Here is an 18,763-nt window from a genome sequence, read left to right as displayed (position 1 = left end):
GGGACATAAAAATTGTCCTAGGTTTTTTAATTACTAGTAAATTATAAAATAGTTGAATAGCGTATAAAACAAGCTTGAAATCAGACAAAAATTCTTTGTCCAACTTGAAAGTTACATTTAGTAATAGTCACTTTTTTAATTTAATGATTAATTTGTGTATAATAATTATAAATAAGTCGTCAATGAATCTGAAATATAAATGACTAGTTTTAGCCATTAAATCTCTTCGCAGTAGATTGACTACCCTGAAATGTACTTAAAATAAAACGTTTAAGGGTCTGAGTTTCTGTTATGAAAATTTTATTAGATTCTCTATTTAAGGTCATATTGCGAGAGGGTGGGATAATGAATTCATTATGAATTCTATTCCGCTCTCTTTTTACGAGGGATATGCTTTTGCTTAGCCAAAGTTGCCTTTAAATTTGATATTTAATAGATAACACATAACTAAATTATTCCGTTCCATTTCTAATTTAGGCGTATTGATAAAGTATTAAGGGAGAATATAAATAATGAAACATATTTTATTAGCTGTTACAGGCGGTATCGCAGCATATAAAGCAATTGATTTAACAAGTAAATTAATACAATCCGGCTATGATGTAAGAGTTATGCTATCTGATCATGCTCAAGAGTTTGTTACTCCGCTAGCTTTTCAAGCAATCAGTAGAAATCCTGTTTACACAAATACATTTAAAGAAGAAAATCCTGAAGAGATTCAACATGTATCATTAGGAGACTGGGCAGATGCGATTATAGTCGCGCCAGCAACTGCTAATACTATCGCAAAATTAAGTGTTGGAATTGCTGATGATTTAATTACTTCTACATTACTTGCTACAACAACACCAAAATTCGTTGCACCCGCAATGAATGTAAATATGTATAACAATCCACGTACTAAACATAATATGAAAGTGCTAAGTCAAGACGGATATTATTTTATTGAACCTGGTAGTGGCTATTTAGCATGTGGTTATGTAGCAAAAGGGCGAATGGAAGAACCCATGCAAATCCTATCTGTTATTAATAAATTTTTTACTCAACAGAAGAATGTTATCAAAAGCTCTTTTTCTGGAAAGCGCGCATTAGTTACAGCTGGGCCTACAGTTGAAGTTATTGATCCTGTTCGATACGTATCAAATCGTTCATCAGGAAAAATGGGATATGCTATAGCTGAAGCATTACGAGATAAGGGAGCAATCGTAACTTTAATTAGTGGTCCCACCCACTTATCTCTACCTGAAGGGATTAATGTAGTAAAAGTTGAGAGTGCAGATGATATGTTTCAAGCTGTAACCGAACGCTTTGCGAAACAAGATATAGTGATTAAAGCAGCGGCGGTGTCTGATTATACACCAATGGACATACTTGAACATAAATTAAAAAAACAAGAAGGAGGATTATCTGTTCAATTTAAGCGTACAAAGGATATTTTAAAATACTTAGGAGAAAATAAAACGCACCAATATCTTGTTGGTTTTGCTGCTGAAACACAAAATATTGAACAGTATGCTCTAGACAAACTCAAAAGAAAAAATGCAGATGTTATCATTTCGAACAATGTAGGTGATACATCCATAGGCTTTAGTTCAGATGACAATGAATTAACTATGCATTTTAAAAATAATGAAAAAGTAAATATTAAGAAAGGAAAAAAATCAGCTTTAGCACATCAAATTATAGAAATTTTAGAAACTAGGTGGCAGTAATGATTGCAAAAGTAATTGTTGATATTCCGTCGAAAAGTGTCGATTTTAAATTTGATTATATCGTTCCTAAAAATTTAGAACGTGTGATTCAAATTGGCGTTCGCGTTGTGGTACCTTTTGGCCCTAGAACTATACAAGGATACGTCATGAATATTCAACAAAAACCAGATGGAAATATGGATATATCGAAACTAAAAGAAATAAAAGAAGTACGTGATATTAAACCTGAATTAACATCCGAACTGATTCAATTAAGCGAATGGATGAGCCATTATCATGTGATGAAACGTATTTCTGTTTTAGAAGCGATGTTGCCAAGTGCCATTAAAGCAAAGTATAAGAAAGCTTTTTCAATTATCGATCCAAAAAATTTATCTTCAAAAACCAAAGCGCTATTTAACAATGACGGTTATTACTTATATAAAGAAGCTCAGCAAAACAATGATTTAGAAGAAATGTTGACTTTGTTAAATCAAGGATTGATTGAAGAGGTCACGATACTTTCTCAAAACACAAAAAAGAAAACTCAAAAAGCTGTTGGCGTAGTTAATACGTTGAATGGTGATGAAGTACTTGCAAAACTCGAGAAATATACAAAACAATATGATTTGTATGCATTTTTATTAGAAGAGTCTCATCGAACAGTGTTTTTAAAAGAAATCAATGATATGGGCTTCTCTCACTCGAGTTTAGATTCTTTAATCAAAAAAGGTTATATTGAAAAATATATCGCCGAGGTTTTCAGAGATCCATATGCAAATCGTATATTTGAACAAGAACAAAAGAGGATATTAACTAAAGAACAGCAAGATGCATTTGAAGCTATTCAACATTATATTCATGATGAAAAAGAAAGAACATTTTTATTACACGGAGTCACAGGTTCAGGTAAAACCGAAGTCTATCTTCAAACAATAGAAGAAGTTCTTAATAAAGGTAAAGAAGCCATGATGTTAGTGCCGGAAATCGCCTTAACACCTCAGATGGTACTAAGATTTAAACGTCGATTTGGAGATGATGTAGCGGTATTACATTCCGGACTTTCAAAAGGTGAACGTTATGATGAGTGGCAAAAAATTAGAGACGGTCGAGCTCGAGTGAGTGTAGGTGCTCGTTCAAGTATTTTCGCACCGTTTAAAAATTTAGGCATCATTATAATTGATGAAGAACATGAATCTACATATAAACAAGAAGATTATCCCAGATATCATGCACGTGATATTGCACAATGGAGAAGTCAATTTCATCATTGTCCTGTAGTTTTAGGTAGCGCAACACCGAGTCTTGAGTCATATGCTAGAGCAGAAAAAAATGTTTACGAGTTGTTGTCATTGCCACATAGAGTCAATCAACAAGCGTTACCGCATATTGATATTATAGATATGAGAGAAGAATTAAGTGAAGGTAATCGTTCCATGTTTTCTATAGCACTAAGACAAGCGATACAAGAACGGTTGGATAAAAAAGAACAAATAGTACTATTCTTAAATAGAAGGGGATATGCTTCATTTATGTTATGTAGAGATTGTGGTTACGTTCCCCAATGTCCCCATTGTGATATTTCGTTAACATATCATAAAACAACCGATCAATTAAAATGTCATTACTGTGGTTATCAAGAAAATCCACCATCTCAATGTCCAAATTGTGAAGGTGATCATATCAGACAAGTCGGAACTGGAACGCAACGTGTAGAAGAATTATTACAACAAGAATTCCCTCATGCTCGTATTATAAGGATGGATGTTGATACAACTTCAAGAAAAGGTGCACATGAGAAATTGTTAAATGACTTTGAAGCAGGAAAAGGAGATATCTTATTAGGTACGCAAATGATTGCTAAAGGTTTGGATTATCCTAACATTACTCTAGTTGGTGTGCTCAATGCTGACACTATGTTAAACTTACCTGACTTTCGTGCCAGTGAACGAACATACCAACTTTTAACTCAGGTATCTGGACGCGCAGGTCGTCATGAAAAAGAAGGACAAGTTATCATACAAACGTACAACCCTGATCATTATTCAATAAAGGATGTGAAATTAAACGATTATCTTTCTTTTTATCAAAAAGAAATGAATTATCGAAAATTAGGAAAATATCCACCTTACTATTTTTTGATTAACTTTACCATTTCACATACTGATATAAAAAAGGTCATGATGGCCTCTAAGCATATACATCAAATTTTAGTACAGCACTTAAGTGAAAAAGCATTCGTGCTAGGCCCTTCACCAGCAGCACTAGCAAGAATTAACAATGAGTATCGTTTTCAAATACTAGTAAAATATAAGAGTGAGCCTCAATTACATCAAGCGTTACAATATTTAGATGATTATTATCATGATCAATATGTAAAGGATAAACTATCATTAAAAATTGATATCAATCCACAAATGATGATGTGAATGAAGTGCCAAACATCAAAAAGCCTCAAAATCCATCACTTTAGATGTTTTTTGAGGCTATTCTTATAAATCAAACTAAAATGCGTCATATGGACATTAAATTAATTTTACATTCTGACGTTCCCGTTTGCGTCGGCAGGTTTGAATAATGTTAAAACTGCACTAATAATTGCTAACACATGCGGGATAGCAGTCCAACAAAATAGAATATGCAATAATCCTTGAATTGGTTTACCAGCATAAAATTTGTGGATGCCAAAACTACCAAGAAAGACTGCTAGTAAAATATAAATGACTTTATTAACTTCCATTTATATCAACTCCTTTAGCATAATACTTTATATATCTTACATTTCTTATTTTATAATTTAATCAAAATTACGCAATTGTTTTACTTTATAACTTTGATATTTCATTCTAAAGTATGAGGTGAACGAAGAGGAGATTAAGATATAAGCTTACTTCGAAAGGTCGCAATTTCATACTAAGTAAGTTATAATGATATGATGAATTTTAATGAGGAGCCTAAGTGATGACTGTAAAGAAATTAGTAAAATCAACACATCCTATTTTGAATAAAACAATTCAACCTGTAAGCACGTATGATCAAAAACTAAAAGTGTTATTGGAAGATTTGGAAGATACATTATATCATGAGGAAGCTGCTGCAATTAGTGCACCTCAAATTGGAGTAGATCAAAGTGTTGCACTCATCGATATGGAACAAGAAGGGTTATTACAACTTATTAATCCTGTCGTTAAAAGTCAATCTCAAGAGACTGTTTCTGACTTAGAAGGCTCAATCAGTTTACCTCATATATATGGAGAAGTTAAACGTAGCAAAATGATCACTGTACAAAACTATGATATCAATGGAAATGCAGTTGAATTAACTGCATATGACGATATTGCACGCATGATTTTACATATGATTGATCATCTTAATGGAATTCAATTTACCAAAAGAGCACATCATATATTAAATGAAACTGAAGTGGAGGCGTATTTTGACAATGAGTAAAATCATTTTTATGGGAACACCTGATTTTTCAACGAAAATTTTAGAGATGTTAATTGCTGAGCATGAAGTTATCGCTGTAGTGACACAACCTGATAGACCAGTGGGACGTAAGAAAGTGATGACACCACCACCAGTAAAAAGAGTAGCTACAAAGCATCAAATACCGGTATATCAACCTGAAAAACTTAAAGATTCTCAAGAATTAGAATCGTTACTTTCTTTAGAATCAGATTTAATAGTAACGGCTGCGTTCGGTCAACTATTACCAGAGTCCTTACTCAATGCACCTAAATTAGGAGCTATTAATGTCCATGCATCATTGCTACCTAAGTATAGAGGAGGAGCACCTATACATCAGGCTATAATTGATGGTGAAGAAGAAACTGGAATCACGATTATGTATATGGTTAAAAAACTTGATGCAGGTAATATCATCTCGCAACAATCAATTCGTATTGAAGAAGAAGATAATGTTGGCACAATGCATGATAAATTAAGCTTTTTAGGTGCCGAATTATTAAAGAAGACACTTCCTAGTATCATTGATAATACCAATGACAGTATCCCTCAAGATGATGCACTTGCAACATTTGCATCTAATATTCGTCGTGAAGACGAGAGAGTTGATTGGAATATGAGTGCACAAGCAATTCATAACCATATTAGAGGACTGTCTCCATGGCCAGTTGCTTATACAACTATGAATGAAAAGAATCTCAAATTATTTAGCGCTTTCATTGTGAAAGGGAAAAAAGGTAATCCAGGAACAATTATTGAAACTACTAAGCATGAACTCATCATAGCTACCGGTTCTGATGATGCCATCGCACTTACTGAGATTCAACCTGCAGGGAAAAAACGTATGAAAGTTACTGATTATTTAAGTGGTGTACAAGAGTCGTTAGTTGGGAAAGTTCTATTATGATGAAATCAGTGCGAACATATGCATTAGAAACAATCAACGACGTCCTAAATAAAGGTGCTTATAGTAATTTGAAAATTAATGAAGTTCTATCTACAAATAACATTAATACAGTAGATAAAAATTTGTTCACAGAATTAGTATATGGAACAATAAAAAGAAAATACACGTTAGATTATCTACTAAAGCCTTTTATCAAAACTAAAATCAAATCATGGGTGCGACAATTACTGTGGATGAGTTTATATCAATATTTATATTTAGATAAAATACCTAACCATGCTATTATTCATGAAGCGGTAGATATAGCAAAGAAACGTGGTGGCTTTCACACAGGGAATATAGTCAATGGTATATTACGAACAGTAATGCGCACTGAATTGCCAAGCTTTGAAGATATAGATGATACTAAAAAAAGAATTGCAATTCAATATAGTCTTCCCAAATGGATTGTTGATCATTGGGTTACACATTTTGGAGTAGAAAAAACTGAAAACATTGCACGATCTTTTTTAGAGCCTGTAACCACAACCGTGCGCGCCAATATATCTCGTGATTCTATTGATTCAATTATCTCTAAGTTAGAACAGGAAGGTTACCACGTTAAAAAAGACGATATGTTACCATTTTGTCTTCATATATCAGGTATGCCTGTGGTTAATTCAAACGCTTTTAAAGAAGGTTATATCTCTATTCAAGATAAAAGTTCAATGATGGTAGCTTATGTAATGAACCTAGGGCGAGATGACAAAGTTTTAGATGCGTGCAGCGCACCTGGTGGTAAAGCTTGTCATATGGCAGAAATTCTTTCACCAGAAGGTCACGTCGATGCAACAGATATTCATGAACATAAAATAAATCTTATAAAGCAAAATATTAAAAAATTGAAATTGAATAATATCAAGGCTTTTCAACATGATGCTACAGAAGTATACGATAAAATGTATGATAAGATTCTTGTTGATGCACCATGTAGTGGATTAGGTGTTCTTAGACACAAACCTGAAATTAAATATAGTCAATCACAAAATAGCATTAAGTCTTTAGTAGAATTACAATTACAAATTTTAGAAAATGTTAAAGATAATATTAAACCTGGTGGTACAATAGTGTATTCAACATGTACAATAGAACAAATGGAAAACGAAAATGTCATCTATACTTTTTTAAAGAGACATAAAGATTTTGAGTTTGAACCATTCCAAAATCCAGCGACTGGTGAACAGGTTAAAACGTTACAGATACTTCCACAAGATTTTAATTCGGATGGATTCTTTATTAGCAAGATAAAAAGAAAGGAAAGTTAGAGATGATAACTGCAGAAAAAAAGAAGAGAAACAAATTCTTACCTAATTTCGAAAAACAATCGATCTACTCCTTAAGATATGACGAGATGCAACAATGGCTTATTGATCACGGACAACAAAAATTCAGAGCAAAACAAATTTTTGAATGGTTATACCAAAAGCGTGTGAATACTATTGATGAAATGACTAACCTGTCTAAAGAGTTACGTCAAATTCTCAAAGATCATTTTGCAATGACGACATTGACCACTGTTGTTAAACAAGAAAGTAAAGATGGAACAATCAAGTTCTTATTTGAATTACAAGATGGTTATACTATTGAAACTGTTTTAATGAGACATGAATATGGAAATTCTGTCTGTGTAACAACACAAGTAGGATGTAGAATTGGTTGTACGTTTTGTGCTTCCACTTTGGGCGGATTAAAGCGTAATTTAGAGGCCGGAGAGATTGTCTCTCAAGTATTAACTGTACAAAAGGCACTAGACGAAACGAATGAACGTGTATCACAAATTGTCATTATGGGCATAGGTGAACCTTTCGAGAATTATGATGAAATGATGGATTTCTTAAGAATTGTTAATGATGATAACAGTTTAAATATTGGTGCACGTCATATTACTGTATCTACTTCAGGAATTATTCCAAGAATTTATGATTTTGCCGAAGAAGATATACAAATAAATTTTGCTGTGAGTCTTCATGGTGCTAAAGACGAAATAAGATCAAGATTAATGCCTATCAATCGTGCTTATAACGTTGATAAGTTAATGGAAGCTATTCGTTATTATCAAGAAAAGACAAATCGCCGTGTTACTTTTGAATATGGATTGTTTGGTGGTGTTAATGACCAACTTGAACATGCGAGAGATTTGGCACATTTAATTAAGAATCTCAATTGCCACGTTAATTTAATACCAGTTAACCATGTCCCAGAAAGAAATTATGTAAAGACACCAAAAGATGATATTTTTAAATTCGAGAAGGAATTAAAGAGATTAGGAATTAATGCTACAATTAGACGTGAGCAAGGGTCAGATATTGATGCTGCGTGTGGACAATTAAGAGCGAAGGAACGACAAGTAGAAACGAGGTAAAGACATATGTTAAACGCACAATTTTTCACTGATACTGGGCAACATCGTGAGAAAAACGAGGACGCTGGCGGTATATTTTACAATCAAACACAGCAACAAATGCTAGTATTATGCGATGGCATGGGTGGACATCAAGCTGGAGAAATAGCTAGTCAGTTTGTTACTTATGAACTTCAAAAGCGTTTTGAAGAAGAAAATCTAATTGAAATAAATCGTGCTGAATCGTGGTTGCGTTCGAACATTAAAGAAATCAATTTTCAGCTGTACAACTATGCTCAAGAAAATGAAGATTACAGAGGTATGGGTACAACGCTCGTTTGTGCCATCATTTATGACAAACAAGTTGTTGTAGCAAATGTAGGAGATTCGCGCGCTTATGTAATTAATCAGAGACAGATGGATCAAATTACGAGCGACCATTCATTTGTTAATCACTTAGTAATGACTGGACAAATTACTAAAGATGAAGCATTTCATCATCCACAACGTAATATTATTACTAAAGTCATGGGAACAGATAAACGTGTTTCTCCAGATTTATTTATCAAGAGAACTCATTTTTATGATTATCTTCTTTTGAACTCTGACGGACTTACTGATTATGTCAGAGATTATGAAATCCAAGAACTACTAAGTTCAAATAATTCATTAGACGTCCATGGTAATGAGTTATTGGACTTAGCGCTTGCCCATGATTCAAAAGATAATGTCAGCTTTATCCTTTTAAAGTTAGAAGGTGATAAAGTATGATAGGTAAAGTCATAAATGAACGCTATACTATTACCGATAAACTCGGTGGTGGTGGGATGAGTATTGTCTACTTAGCTGTAGATTCAATACTTAACAGAAAAGTTGCTATTAAAGCGATTTCGATTCCTCCAAGTGAAAAAGAAGAGACATTTAAACGTTTTGAAAGAGAAGTACATAATTCTTCTCAACTTTCTCATGAGAATATAGTCAGTATGATTGACGTAGATGAGGAAGATGATTGTTTTTATATTGTTATGGAATACATAGAAGGTCCTACTTTAGCGGAATATATACACAGTCATGGTCCACTTAGTGTAGAAACTGCTATTCAGTTTACAGAACAAATTTTGAGTGGAATCAAACATGCGCATGATATGAGAATTGTTCATCGCGATATTAAACCACAGAATATATTAATTGATAAGAATAAAAAATTACAAATTTTTGATTTTGGTATTGCTAAAGCATTGAGTGAAACGTCGCTGACTCAAACAAATCATGTTTTAGGAACTGTTCAATATTTATCGCCTGAACAGGCTAAAGGCGAAGCTACTGATGAAAGTACTGACATATATTCAATTGGAATTGTATTATATGAGATGTTAGTTGGAGAGCCACCATTCAATGGAGAGACTGCAGTGAGTATTGCTATAAAGCATATTCAAGATAGTATCCCAAATATAACAACGGATAAAAGAGATGATGTACCTCAATCATTGAGTAATGTCGTTTTACGTGCTACCGAGAAAGATAAATATCATCGCTATCATACTGTTCAAGAAATGTGTGACGATTTAACAAGTGCTTTACATGAGAATCGTTTGAATGAAGAAAAATACGAGCTAGATAAAACTAAAACGGTACCACTCACTAAAGATGATTTGAATCATAAAATCTATGATGAACAAAATCAAAATGACCTTAATAAAACCATGCAAATACCTATTGTTAACGATTCAATAAAGCAACAAGAATTTCAATCGTCTGAACCACGTTATTATCAAAAAAGCGACAAGAAACGTTCTAAAATGAAAATTGCAATTTTATCAATCATTTTTGTAATATTATTAATTGGTTTATTTTCTTTTGTAGCTATGGCTGTTTTTGGAAATAAATATGAAGAAATGCCTGACCTTAAAGGGAAAACTGAAAAACAAGCTGAAAAGGTATTAGACAGTCATCATCTAAAAGTAGGTGACATATCAAGAAATTATAGTGATAAATATCCTGAAAACCAAATTATTAAAACAAATCCAGATAGTGGAGAACGCGTCGAACAAGGGAATAGAGTTGATATCGTTCTATCCAAAGGACCAGAGAAGGTTAAGATGCCAAATGTTTTAGGTATGTCGAAAAATGATGCGCTAAAAAAATTAAAGGCTATCGGATTTAAAGATATTCACGTTGAGCAAGCTTATAGTCAAACATATGAAAAAGGATTAATTTCTGAACAAAGCGTTGTAGCTAATAGTGAGGTTGCCGTTAATAATCATCATATTACAATTTATGAATCATTAGGTGTTCGACAAGTATATGTCAATAATTATGAAAATAAGTCATATGAGTCAGCAAAAAAAGAACTTGAAGATAAAGGATTTAAAGTTCAAGTGACAAAAGAAAACAACGATGATGTCGAAAAAGGTAATGTCATTTCTCAATCTCCAAAGGATAAAACTGTTGATGAAGGTTCTACTATACTATTAGTGGTTTCTAAAGGAGAAAAGTCTGAAGAAGAAGATGATGAGGAGGACAAGGATACAACGACTAAAAATGAGACTGTTAAAGTACCGTATACCGGTAAAAAAAGTAAAAGTCAAAAAGTAGAAGTATTTATTCGTGATATTGAAAATAAAGGTGATTCAGCAGTTCAAACGTTTAATATTAAAAGTGATAAAACAATTAATATTCCTTTGAAAATTAAAAAAGGAAGTGACGCTGGGTACACCATAAGAGTTGATAATAAAATTGTAGCTGATAAAGATGTGAGCTATGATGGCTAAATGAGTAACAACTAATGATAAATTAATAATAAATTTGTAGTGTAACTTTTCAATGATGATTATAATTGAAATAATTTTAAATGATTATCTGATTAAAATGAAAAAATCCTTGTAAAAGATGAAGAGTCTGTACATATGAATACATATGTTGCAGGCTCGTTTTATTAATATGAGACAATTGGTCTTTAGAGTTTATTAAAAACTATATATTTGTAGGTAGATCATTGAGCTTGAATTGAGTTGTTATATTATAAGTACTAGTATTTTGATATAATATGATTAAGAAAATATAAATGAGAGGTGTCTTTTTGAAGACTGGTCGAATCGTTAAACTAATCAGTGGTGTGTATCAAGTAGACGTAGAAGGTGAGAGATTTGATACCAAACCACGTGGTTTATTCAGAAAAAAGAAGTTTTCACCTGTGGTGGGCGATATCGTAGATTTTGAAGTTCAAAATACAAAAGAGGGCTATATTCATCATGTACATGACCGAAATAATGAACTAAAACGACCACCTGTAAGTAATATTGACGAGTTAGTTATAGTAATGAGTGCAGTCGAGCCTGAATTTTCAACACAATTATTAGATCGCTATTTAGTGATTGCTCATTCTTATCATCTCAAACCTAGAATTTTAATCACTAAACATGATTTAGCTTCCGAACAAGAAATTCTTAAAATCAAAGACACAATAAAAATATATCAAAAAATAGGATATGCTACGCAGTTTATTGGAAAAGATAGTAATTATACTGCTACTGTTGATGAATGGTCTGACGGTTTAATAGTATTAAGTGGCCAATCTGGAGTGGGTAAATCTACTTTCTTAAATAGTTATCAGCCTCAGTTGAAGTTAGAAACAAATGATATTTCTAAGTCATTGAATAGGGGTAAACATACTACAAGACATGTCGAATTATACGATAGAAAAGGTGGTTACATCGCTGATACACCGGGGTTTAGTGCGTTAGATTTTAATCATATTGAAAAAGAACAACTAAAAGATTTTTTTATTGATATTCATGAAGCTGGAGAGCAATGTAAGTTTCGTAATTGTAATCATATAAAAGAACCACAATGTCATGTCAAAGCACTCGTTGAAAAAGGAGAAATTCCACAATTCAGGTATGATCATTATCAGCAATTATATAATGAAATTTCCAATAGAAAGGTTCGATACTAAATGGTTAAAATTTTACCATCACTTTTATCTATAGATTTTTTAAATTTAAAAGAAGAGCTTCAATTGTTAGAAACAGCAAAGGTAGACGGATTACACTTTGATGTAATGGACGGTAAATTTGTCCCTAATATTTCAATCGGTATTCCGATTTTGGATGCTGTTAGACAACAATCTCATTTGCCAATAGATGTTCATTTAATGATTGAGCAACCTGAAAATTATATTAATCTTTTTGCCGAACATGGTGCTGATATGATTTCTGTTCATGTTGAGTCGACAACGCATATACATAGAGCAATTGAACAAATTAAACAATTAGGGAAAAAAGCAGGTGTCGTCATCAATCCCGGAACATCTGTAGAAACAATTTTACCTATATTGAGTATTGTTGATTATGTTCTAGTAATGACTGTAAATCCTGGTTTTGGTGGACAAACATTCATAGAACAATGCGTGACTAAGATTGAGCAATTAAATCAACTTAAACATGAAAATCATTTAACTTTTGATATTGAGGTAGATGGAGGCATTAACGATCAAACGAGTAAACGATGTGTAGAACAGGGTGCTACAATGTTAGTCACTGGTTCATACTTCTTTAAACAAGAGGATTATGCAAAAGTAACATCTTTATTAAAGGAATGATAATGTGAAGATTAATTTATTATGTTCTCAACGTTTATTACCTAATCATATTTTTGAAAAAGAAAAAGATTCTAATTGGGCAGGTATTGATAGAGGTGCGCTTATACTCGTAAAACAAGGTATTCAACCTATATTTTCTGTAGGTGATTTTGACTCAGTGAATAATGAAGAACGTTTGATGTTGATGAAAAATCTTCAAATCGAACCGGTTGAAGCTGAAAAAGATGATACTGATTTAGCTTTAGGAGTAGCTCAAGCAGTTGAAAGAGGATACACAGAAATTACAATTTATGGTGCAACAGGCGGTCGGTTAGACCACTTTATGGGTGTGCTTCAAATTTTACAAAAACCTCAATACTTACATCAATCTATAAAAATAAAAGTCATTGATCAACAAAATCATATTCAATTATTAAATGAAGGTAAGTATGTAATCAACAGAGATAGTACTTATCCATATATATCGTTTATCCCTCTAAATGATAAAACTATATTAACTTTACAGGGTTTCAAATATAATTTAAATCAAGAACACTTAAATTTAGGCTCTACACTCACAATTTCAAATGAAGTAAAGGTTAATGAAGCAATCATTCGAGTTGAACAAGGAACAGTTTTAAAAATACGTAGTCGTGACTAAAAAAGACCTTAAAGGTCTCACCTTTAAGGTCTTAAAATTTATCCTCCACATAAGGATATTTTTATTATGTGCATTATATTTATTAAACTCTAGTAACTTTACCAGATTTTAAAGCACGTGCAGAAACCCAAACTTTCTTTGGTTTGCCGTCTACAAGGATTCTAACTTTTTGAAGGTTAGCGTTCCATCTGCGTTTATTCGCATTTAAAGCGTGTGAACGATGATTACCAGTCGAAGCTTTACGACCTGTTACGAAACATTGTTTACCCATGAAAGTACCTCCTTTAATAAATATAAATACACACTACTACTTATATACTTTAATAAGATAACACATAATGAGATTGTCGGCAATAAAGACTTTTATAAATTATAAAAATTACAATAAAATGCAATTTATTATGCTATAATTGTGTGATGTGGAGTTATATAGTATGATACTGTAAAGAAACAGTTAAATTAATTAGATAAATTTACAAACAATGTAAACCTAATTTTTAAAAATACAAATTTTATTAATTTAAAGCATCAACAATGATTTGATTTTTAAAGTATTTAAGGCATTAATTAAATAACCTAGGCATAACGCTTTAAAAATAAAACTCTGAAATTTTCAGGAGGAACAGATATGACATTAGAAATTTCAAATGACTACGGTAAAATTGATATTTCAAATGATGTAATTGCATCAGTAGTTGGTGGCAAAGCCGTTGAAAGTTATGGAATTGTTGGTATGGCATCAAGACAACAAGTTAGAGATGGTATCGCTGAAATCCTTGGACACGATAACTATGCTAAAGGCATTAAAGTTAGAGAAGACAACGGAATTATTGATGTAGACATGTATATCATCGTGAGCTATGGTGTGAAAATTTCTGAAGTAGCAAGCAATCTTCAATCAACTGTTAAATATACTTTAGAAAAAACACTAAATGTGAAAGTTAATTCAATAAATATTTTCGTACAAGGTGTACGTGTAAATGAGACAGTGAAAAAGGTTTAGGAGGACAACGTGAAATGATTAGCAAAATAAATGGTAAATTATTTGCCGATATGATTATACAAGGGGCACAAAATTTATCAAATAATGCAGACTTAGTGGATTCATTAAACGTCTATCCTGTTCCAGATGGAGATACAGGGACAAATATGAATTTAACTATTACTTCTGGTCGTGAGGAAGTCGAAAATAATTTATCTCAAAATATTGGAGAGTTAGGTAAAACATTTTCAAAAGGATTACTTATGGGGGCTCGTGGTAATTCAGGTGTTATTCTTTCTCAATTATTCAGAGGTTTTTGTAAGAATATTGAAGAAGAAAAAGAAATAAGCGTGCAACAGTTTGCTGAGAGTTTTCAAGCTGGAGTTGAAACAGCTTATAAGGCAGTTATGAAACCGGTAGAGGGAACGATTTTAACAGTAGCCAAAGATGCAGCAAAAGCGGCAATGGATTACGTGGATCAAGCTGAAGATTGCGTTGATTTAATGGCACATCTGATTGAAGCTGCAAGCGAATCTCTAGATAATACGCCTAATTTATTAGCAGTACTTAAAGAAGTAGGCGTTGTTGATAGTGGTGGTAAAGGTTTATTATGCGTTTATGAAGGCTTCTTAAAGGGTCTTAAAGGCGAAAAAATAGAAGCACAAGCACCTAAACTTGATACTGAATCATTTGTTAATGATGATCATGATTTTCATGGGGTTATTAATACAGAGGATATTGTTTACGGTTATTGTACGGAAATGATGGTTCGATTTGGTAAAAATAAAAAAGCATTCGACGAGCAAGAATTTCGTAATGATATGAGTGAATTCGGTGATTCGTTATTAGTAATTAATGATGATGAAATTGTTAAAGTGCACGTACATACAGAACATCCGGGTGATGTATTTAATTATGGTCAAAAATATGGTGAACTAATTAAACTTAAAGTAGAAAACATGCGTGAACAACATCGTGAAGTTATTCGTAAGGAACAAGATGGACTTCAAAATAAAGAAGCTAATGAATCCAAAACAGTTGAAACAGCTATTGTTACAATTTCTGTAGGCGATGGGATTGCTGAATTATTTAAATCTATGGGAGCAACGCACATTATTAGTGGAGGGCAAACAATGAACCCTTCTACTGAAGATATAGTTAAAGTTATTGAACAATCACAATGTAAACGTGCAATTATCTTACCAAACAATAAAAATATTATGATGGCCAGTGAACAAGCAGCTAGTATTGTAGAAGCTGAAACTGTAGTGATTCCTACTAAATCTATTCCACAGGGAATATCAGCCTTATTCCAATATGATTTAGAATCTAGTTTAGAAGATAATAAACGCCATATGAGTGATGCTTTGGAAACTGTTCAATCTGGTTCAATTACTTTTGCAGTTAGAGATACTAAAATAGACGGTATTGAAATCAAGAAAGATGAATTCATGGGTCTAGCTGAAGACAAAATTGTGACAAGTGATGTTAATCAATTTCATGCAGTAAAAGGTCTACTCAGCAAACTTCTTAATGAAGATAGCGAAATTTTAACAATGATTTCAGGCGAAGATGCTGATAATTCAATTACAAACCAAATCATTAATTGGATTGAATCGGAGTACCCTGATGTAGAAGTGGAACAACATGAAGGTGGACAACCTATTTATCAATATTTCTTCGCAGTAGAATAAATGAAATGCTATTTACTTTTTGATAATAAATAGTCGAACTAACGGTTAGTGAATTTAACTCACTAATCGTTATTTTTATATATTAATGAGAATTTTAATAGTGAAGTGTTCATATAATTAACCCGTGAAATGCAAATTAATCAATTGAACATGGTAGAATAGATGTTGAGATTAAAGATAATGAAAATAATAGGTGATTCATCATGTCAAAAGTTCATCTTATTGAGAGCCCATATGCATTAGATAAAATTAAAGGTATAGGTCCGAAACGTTTAGCGTTGTTAGAAGAATTAAATATTAAATCAGTTGAAGATTTAGTATTATATTTACCAACACGTTATGAAGATAATACTGTTATTGACTTAAATCAAGCAGACGATCAAGCAACTGTAACAGTGCAAGGTGAGGTTTATTCCAGTCCAACTGTTGCTTTTTTTGGTCGTAATAAATCGAAACTAACTGTCCATCTTATGATAAATCATATCGCTGTTAAATGCGTATTTTTTAATCAACCTTATTTAAAAAAGAAACTTGAACTAAATAGTATTGTCACTATAAAAGGGAAATGGAATCGTAATAAACAAGAGATTAATGGTAATCGTATATTTTTTAAAGATCAAAAAAATCAAGAGGATACTCATTTAGAACCAATATATAGGATTAAAGAAGGAATAAAGCAAAAGCAGTTACGCGATAATATTAGACAGGCGCTTAGTGATGTTACAATTCATGAATGGTTAACTGATGACCTCAGAGAAAAGTATAAATTAGAAACTTTAGCTTATACAATACAAACACTACATCATCCTATTAATAAACAAAATTTACTAAGAGCTAGACGGACTTATGCATTTACAGAGCTATTTATGTTTGAGCTACGTATGCAATGGTTAAATCGCTTAGAAAAGACATCAGATGAGGCTATTGAAATTAATTACGATATAAATAAAGTAAAACAATTTATTGATAGTTTGCCATTTGAGTTAACTGACGCTCAAAAAGTTAGTGTCAATGAAATATTTCGTGATTTAAAGGCGCCTATTCGTATGCATCGGTTGTTACAAGGTGATGTTGGATCTGGCAAAACTGTGGTAGCAGCAATTTGTATGTACGCCTTAAAAACTGCAGGCTATCAATCTGCATTAATGGTTCCAACGGAGATTTTAGCTGAACAGCACGCTGAAAGTTTAATACAACTATTTGGTAATACAATGAACGTAGCTTTATTAACTGGTTCTGTTAAAGGGAAAAAAAGACGACTTCTTTTAGAACAATTAGAAAATGGAACTATCGATTGTTTGATTGGTACACACGCCTTGATTCAAGATGATGTAGTCTTCAATAATGTTGGATTAGTCATTACAGATGAACAGCACCGATTTGGTGTTAACCAACGACAAATTCTAAGAGAAAAAGGTGCAATGACAAATGTGTTGTTTATGACAGCTACACCAATCCCTAGAACACTCGCTATTTCTGTTTTCGGTGAAATGGATGTATCTTCAATTAAACAATTACCAAAGGGGAGAAAACCTATAAAAACAAGTTGGGCCAAACATGAACAATATGATCAAGTACTTGCACAAATGTCGAATGAATTAAAAAAAGGTAGACAAGCCTATGTCATCTGTCCATTAATTGAGAGCTCTGAGCATTTAGAAGATGTACAAAATGTTGTGGCACTTTATGAATCCTTACAAAGTGATTATGGTAATGAAAAAGTTGGATTATTACATGGGAAAATGTCTGCAGAAGATAAAGATCAAGTCATGCAAAAATTCAGTAAACATGAAATAGATATTTTAGTTTCTACTACTGTAGTTGAGGTAGGTGTAAATGTACCTAATGCAACGTTTATGATGATTTATGATGCAGATCGATTCGGTTTATCTACATTACATCAATTACGTGGGCGTGTTGGTCGTAGTGAACATCAAAGTTATTGTGTATTAATTGCATCTCCCAAGACTGAAACAGGTATTGAACGTATGACCATTATGACTCAAACTACTGATGGATTCGAATTAAGTGAAAGAGATTTAGAAATGAGAGGTCCAGGGGATTTCTTTGGAGTAAAACAAAGCGGTCTTCCAGACTTTCTTGTAGCAAATGTAGTAGAAGATTATCGTATGCTTGAAGTTGCTAGAGATGAAGCAGCAGAACTTATACAATCTGGCCAATTTTTCGAACAACAATATAGTCATTTAAGAGAGTTTATTAAACAAAACTTACGCCATATTCGTTTCGATTAGAAAAATATTATACTATTCAAAGATATATTTTGATTTTATTAAAAGATACAATCAGCTGAATATAGATTGATACAGTTTATTGTTGAGTAATAGATAAAGAAAGTGTTATGATATTTAAGGAATATTTAAGACTTGGTACTAAAATGAGG

The 18,763-nt window shown here is 32.4% G+C and carries 16 protein-coding genes; 14 read left to right on the top strand and 2 right to left on the bottom strand.

Annotation, left to right across the window (positions count from 1 at the left end; translation table 11 throughout):
• The first annotated feature begins 512 nt into the window (after nucleotides 1–512).
• Both coaBC and priA read left to right on the top strand, forming a co-directional pair.
• The gene (coaBC, locus tag FNL83_RS07990) at nucleotides 513–1,712 is read left to right on the top strand and encodes a bifunctional phosphopantothenoylcysteine decarboxylase/phosphopantothenate--cysteine ligase CoaBC (protein WP_002489766.1); all 1,200 of its coding nucleotides are present in this window, start codon (nucleotides 513–515) and stop codon (nucleotides 1,710–1,712) included.
• Nucleotides 1,712–4,120, top strand: coding sequence for a primosomal protein N' (priA, locus tag FNL83_RS07985; protein ID WP_001830152.1), 2,409 nt, complete (start codon nucleotides 1,712–1,714; stop codon nucleotides 4,118–4,120). The genes coaBC and priA overlap by 1 nt, the downstream gene beginning before the upstream one ends.
• A gap of 107 nt (nucleotides 4,121–4,227) precedes the next feature.
• On the opposite strand, the gene FNL83_RS07980 is transcribed toward priA, so the two are convergent.
• Nucleotides 4,228–4,431, bottom strand: a complete 204-nt coding sequence (locus FNL83_RS07980; protein WP_001830141.1) for a TM2 domain-containing protein — start codon at nucleotides 4,429–4,431, stop codon at nucleotides 4,228–4,230.
• Nucleotides 4,432–4,652: 221 nt separating this feature from the next.
• On the opposite strand from FNL83_RS07980, the gene FNL83_RS07975 reads away from it, so the two are divergent.
• The 9 genes from FNL83_RS07975 (at nucleotide 4,653) to FNL83_RS07935 (ending at nucleotide 13,686) form a co-directional block, all read left to right on the top strand.
• On the top strand, nucleotides 4,653–5,141 hold the full coding sequence (locus FNL83_RS07975) for a peptide deformylase (RefSeq protein ID WP_054828569.1): 489 nt from the start codon (nucleotides 4,653–4,655) through the stop codon (nucleotides 5,139–5,141).
• Nucleotides 5,134–6,066 carry a methionyl-tRNA formyltransferase gene (fmt, locus tag FNL83_RS07970; RefSeq protein WP_002439455.1) on the top strand — a complete coding sequence of 311 codons (933 nt, stop codon included), beginning with the start codon at nucleotides 5,134–5,136 and terminating at the stop codon, nucleotides 6,064–6,066. Before FNL83_RS07975 ends, fmt begins: the two co-directional genes overlap by 8 nt.
• Nucleotides 6,063–7,370: a 16S rRNA (cytosine(967)-C(5))-methyltransferase RsmB gene (rsmB, locus tag FNL83_RS07965; RefSeq protein WP_001830124.1), complete on the top strand. Its 1,308-nt coding sequence runs from the start codon at nucleotides 6,063–6,065 to the stop codon at nucleotides 7,368–7,370. Before fmt ends, rsmB begins: the two co-directional genes overlap by 4 nt.
• 2 nt (nucleotides 7,371–7,372) lie before the next feature.
• Complete coding sequence (rlmN, locus tag FNL83_RS07960; protein ID WP_001830070.1) at nucleotides 7,373–8,467, top strand: dual-specificity RNA methyltransferase RlmN; 1,095 nt, start codon at nucleotides 7,373–7,375, stop codon at nucleotides 8,465–8,467.
• A gap of 6 nt (nucleotides 8,468–8,473) precedes the next feature.
• Nucleotides 8,474–9,217 (top strand): Stp1/IreP family PP2C-type Ser/Thr phosphatase, encoded by a 744-nt coding sequence (locus FNL83_RS07955; protein WP_002439460.1) that lies wholly within the window; start codon nucleotides 8,474–8,476, stop codon nucleotides 9,215–9,217.
• A complete protein-coding gene (pknB, locus tag FNL83_RS07950) occupies nucleotides 9,214–11,217 on the top strand; it encodes a Stk1 family PASTA domain-containing Ser/Thr kinase (protein ID WP_001833032.1) in 2,004 nt (667 codons plus the stop codon). Before FNL83_RS07955 ends, pknB begins: the two co-directional genes overlap by 4 nt.
• Before the next feature lie 308 nt (nucleotides 11,218–11,525).
• Nucleotides 11,526–12,401, top strand: coding sequence for a ribosome small subunit-dependent GTPase A (gene rsgA, locus FNL83_RS07945; RefSeq protein WP_001830137.1), 876 nt, complete (start codon nucleotides 11,526–11,528; stop codon nucleotides 12,399–12,401).
• Nucleotides 12,402–13,046, top strand: coding sequence for a ribulose-phosphate 3-epimerase (gene rpe / locus FNL83_RS07940; RefSeq protein WP_001830173.1), 645 nt, complete (start codon nucleotides 12,402–12,404; stop codon nucleotides 13,044–13,046).
• Nucleotides 13,047–13,050: 4 nt separating this feature from the next.
• A complete protein-coding gene (locus tag FNL83_RS07935; protein ID WP_001830164.1) occupies nucleotides 13,051–13,686 on the top strand; it encodes a thiamine diphosphokinase in 636 nt (211 codons plus the stop codon).
• Nucleotides 13,687–13,768: 82 nt separating this feature from the next.
• On the opposite strand, the gene rpmB is transcribed toward FNL83_RS07935, so the two are convergent.
• Entirely contained in the window at nucleotides 13,769–13,957 is a 189-nt protein-coding gene (gene rpmB / locus FNL83_RS07930) for a 50S ribosomal protein L28 (RefSeq protein ID WP_001830107.1), read from the bottom strand.
• 357 nt (nucleotides 13,958–14,314) lie between these two features.
• Here rpmB and FNL83_RS07925 point away from each other — a divergent pair, with 357 nt between their 5' ends.
• From FNL83_RS07925 to recG, 3 genes are all read left to right on the top strand, one after another.
• The gene (locus FNL83_RS07925; protein WP_001830156.1) at nucleotides 14,315–14,689 is read left to right on the top strand and encodes an Asp23/Gls24 family envelope stress response protein; all 375 of its coding nucleotides are present in this window, start codon (nucleotides 14,315–14,317) and stop codon (nucleotides 14,687–14,689) included.
• 14 nt (nucleotides 14,690–14,703) lie between these two features.
• A complete protein-coding gene (fakA, locus tag FNL83_RS07920) occupies nucleotides 14,704–16,362 on the top strand; it encodes a fatty acid kinase catalytic subunit FakA (protein ID WP_001830116.1) in 1,659 nt (552 codons plus the stop codon).
• A 203-nt stretch (nucleotides 16,363–16,565) separates the two neighbouring features.
• A complete protein-coding gene (gene recG / locus FNL83_RS07915) occupies nucleotides 16,566–18,614 on the top strand; it encodes an ATP-dependent DNA helicase RecG (protein WP_001830069.1) in 2,049 nt (682 codons plus the stop codon).
• The last annotated feature ends 149 nt before the right edge of the window (nucleotides 18,615–18,763 follow it).

Origin of the sequence: Staphylococcus epidermidis, assembly GCF_006742205.1 — a bacterium.
GTDB classification, from domain to species: Bacteria; Bacillota; Bacilli; order Staphylococcales; family Staphylococcaceae; genus Staphylococcus; species Staphylococcus epidermidis.
This window is presented reverse-complemented; position numbering and strand designations above follow the sequence as displayed.

Excerpts from the sequence above, each read along its gene's own strand:
- coaBC (WP_002489766.1), top strand. The coding sequence starts at position 513 with ATGAAACATATTTTATTAGCTGTTACAGGCGGTATCGCAGCATATAAA.
- pknB (WP_001833032.1), top strand. The coding sequence starts at position 9,214 with ATGATAGGTAAAGTCATAAATGAACGCTATACTATTACCGATAAACTC.
- rpmB (WP_001830107.1), bottom strand. The coding sequence starts at position 13,957 with ATGGGTAAACAATGTTTCGTAACAGGTCGTAAAGCTTCGACTGGTAAT.
- FNL83_RS07925 (WP_001830156.1), top strand. The coding sequence starts at position 14,315 with ATGACATTAGAAATTTCAAATGACTACGGTAAAATTGATATTTCAAAT.
- rpe (WP_001830173.1), top strand. The coding sequence starts at position 12,402 with ATGGTTAAAATTTTACCATCACTTTTATCTATAGATTTTTTAAATTTA.
- priA (WP_001830152.1), top strand. The coding sequence starts at position 1,712 with ATGATTGCAAAAGTAATTGTTGATATTCCGTCGAAAAGTGTCGATTTT.
- FNL83_RS07975 (WP_054828569.1), top strand. The coding sequence starts at position 4,653 with ATGACTGTAAAGAAATTAGTAAAATCAACACATCCTATTTTGAATAAA.
- FNL83_RS07980 (WP_001830141.1), bottom strand. The coding sequence starts at position 4,431 with ATGGAAGTTAATAAAGTCATTTATATTTTACTAGCAGTCTTTCTTGGT.
- recG (WP_001830069.1), top strand. The coding sequence starts at position 16,566 with ATGTCAAAAGTTCATCTTATTGAGAGCCCATATGCATTAGATAAAATT.
- fakA (WP_001830116.1), top strand. The coding sequence starts at position 14,704 with ATGATTAGCAAAATAAATGGTAAATTATTTGCCGATATGATTATACAA.
- rsmB (WP_001830124.1), top strand. The coding sequence starts at position 6,063 with ATGATGAAATCAGTGCGAACATATGCATTAGAAACAATCAACGACGTC.
- fmt (WP_002439455.1), top strand. The coding sequence starts at position 5,134 with ATGAGTAAAATCATTTTTATGGGAACACCTGATTTTTCAACGAAAATT.
- rlmN (WP_001830070.1), top strand. The coding sequence starts at position 7,373 with ATGATAACTGCAGAAAAAAAGAAGAGAAACAAATTCTTACCTAATTTC.
- FNL83_RS07955 (WP_002439460.1), top strand. The coding sequence starts at position 8,474 with ATGTTAAACGCACAATTTTTCACTGATACTGGGCAACATCGTGAGAAA.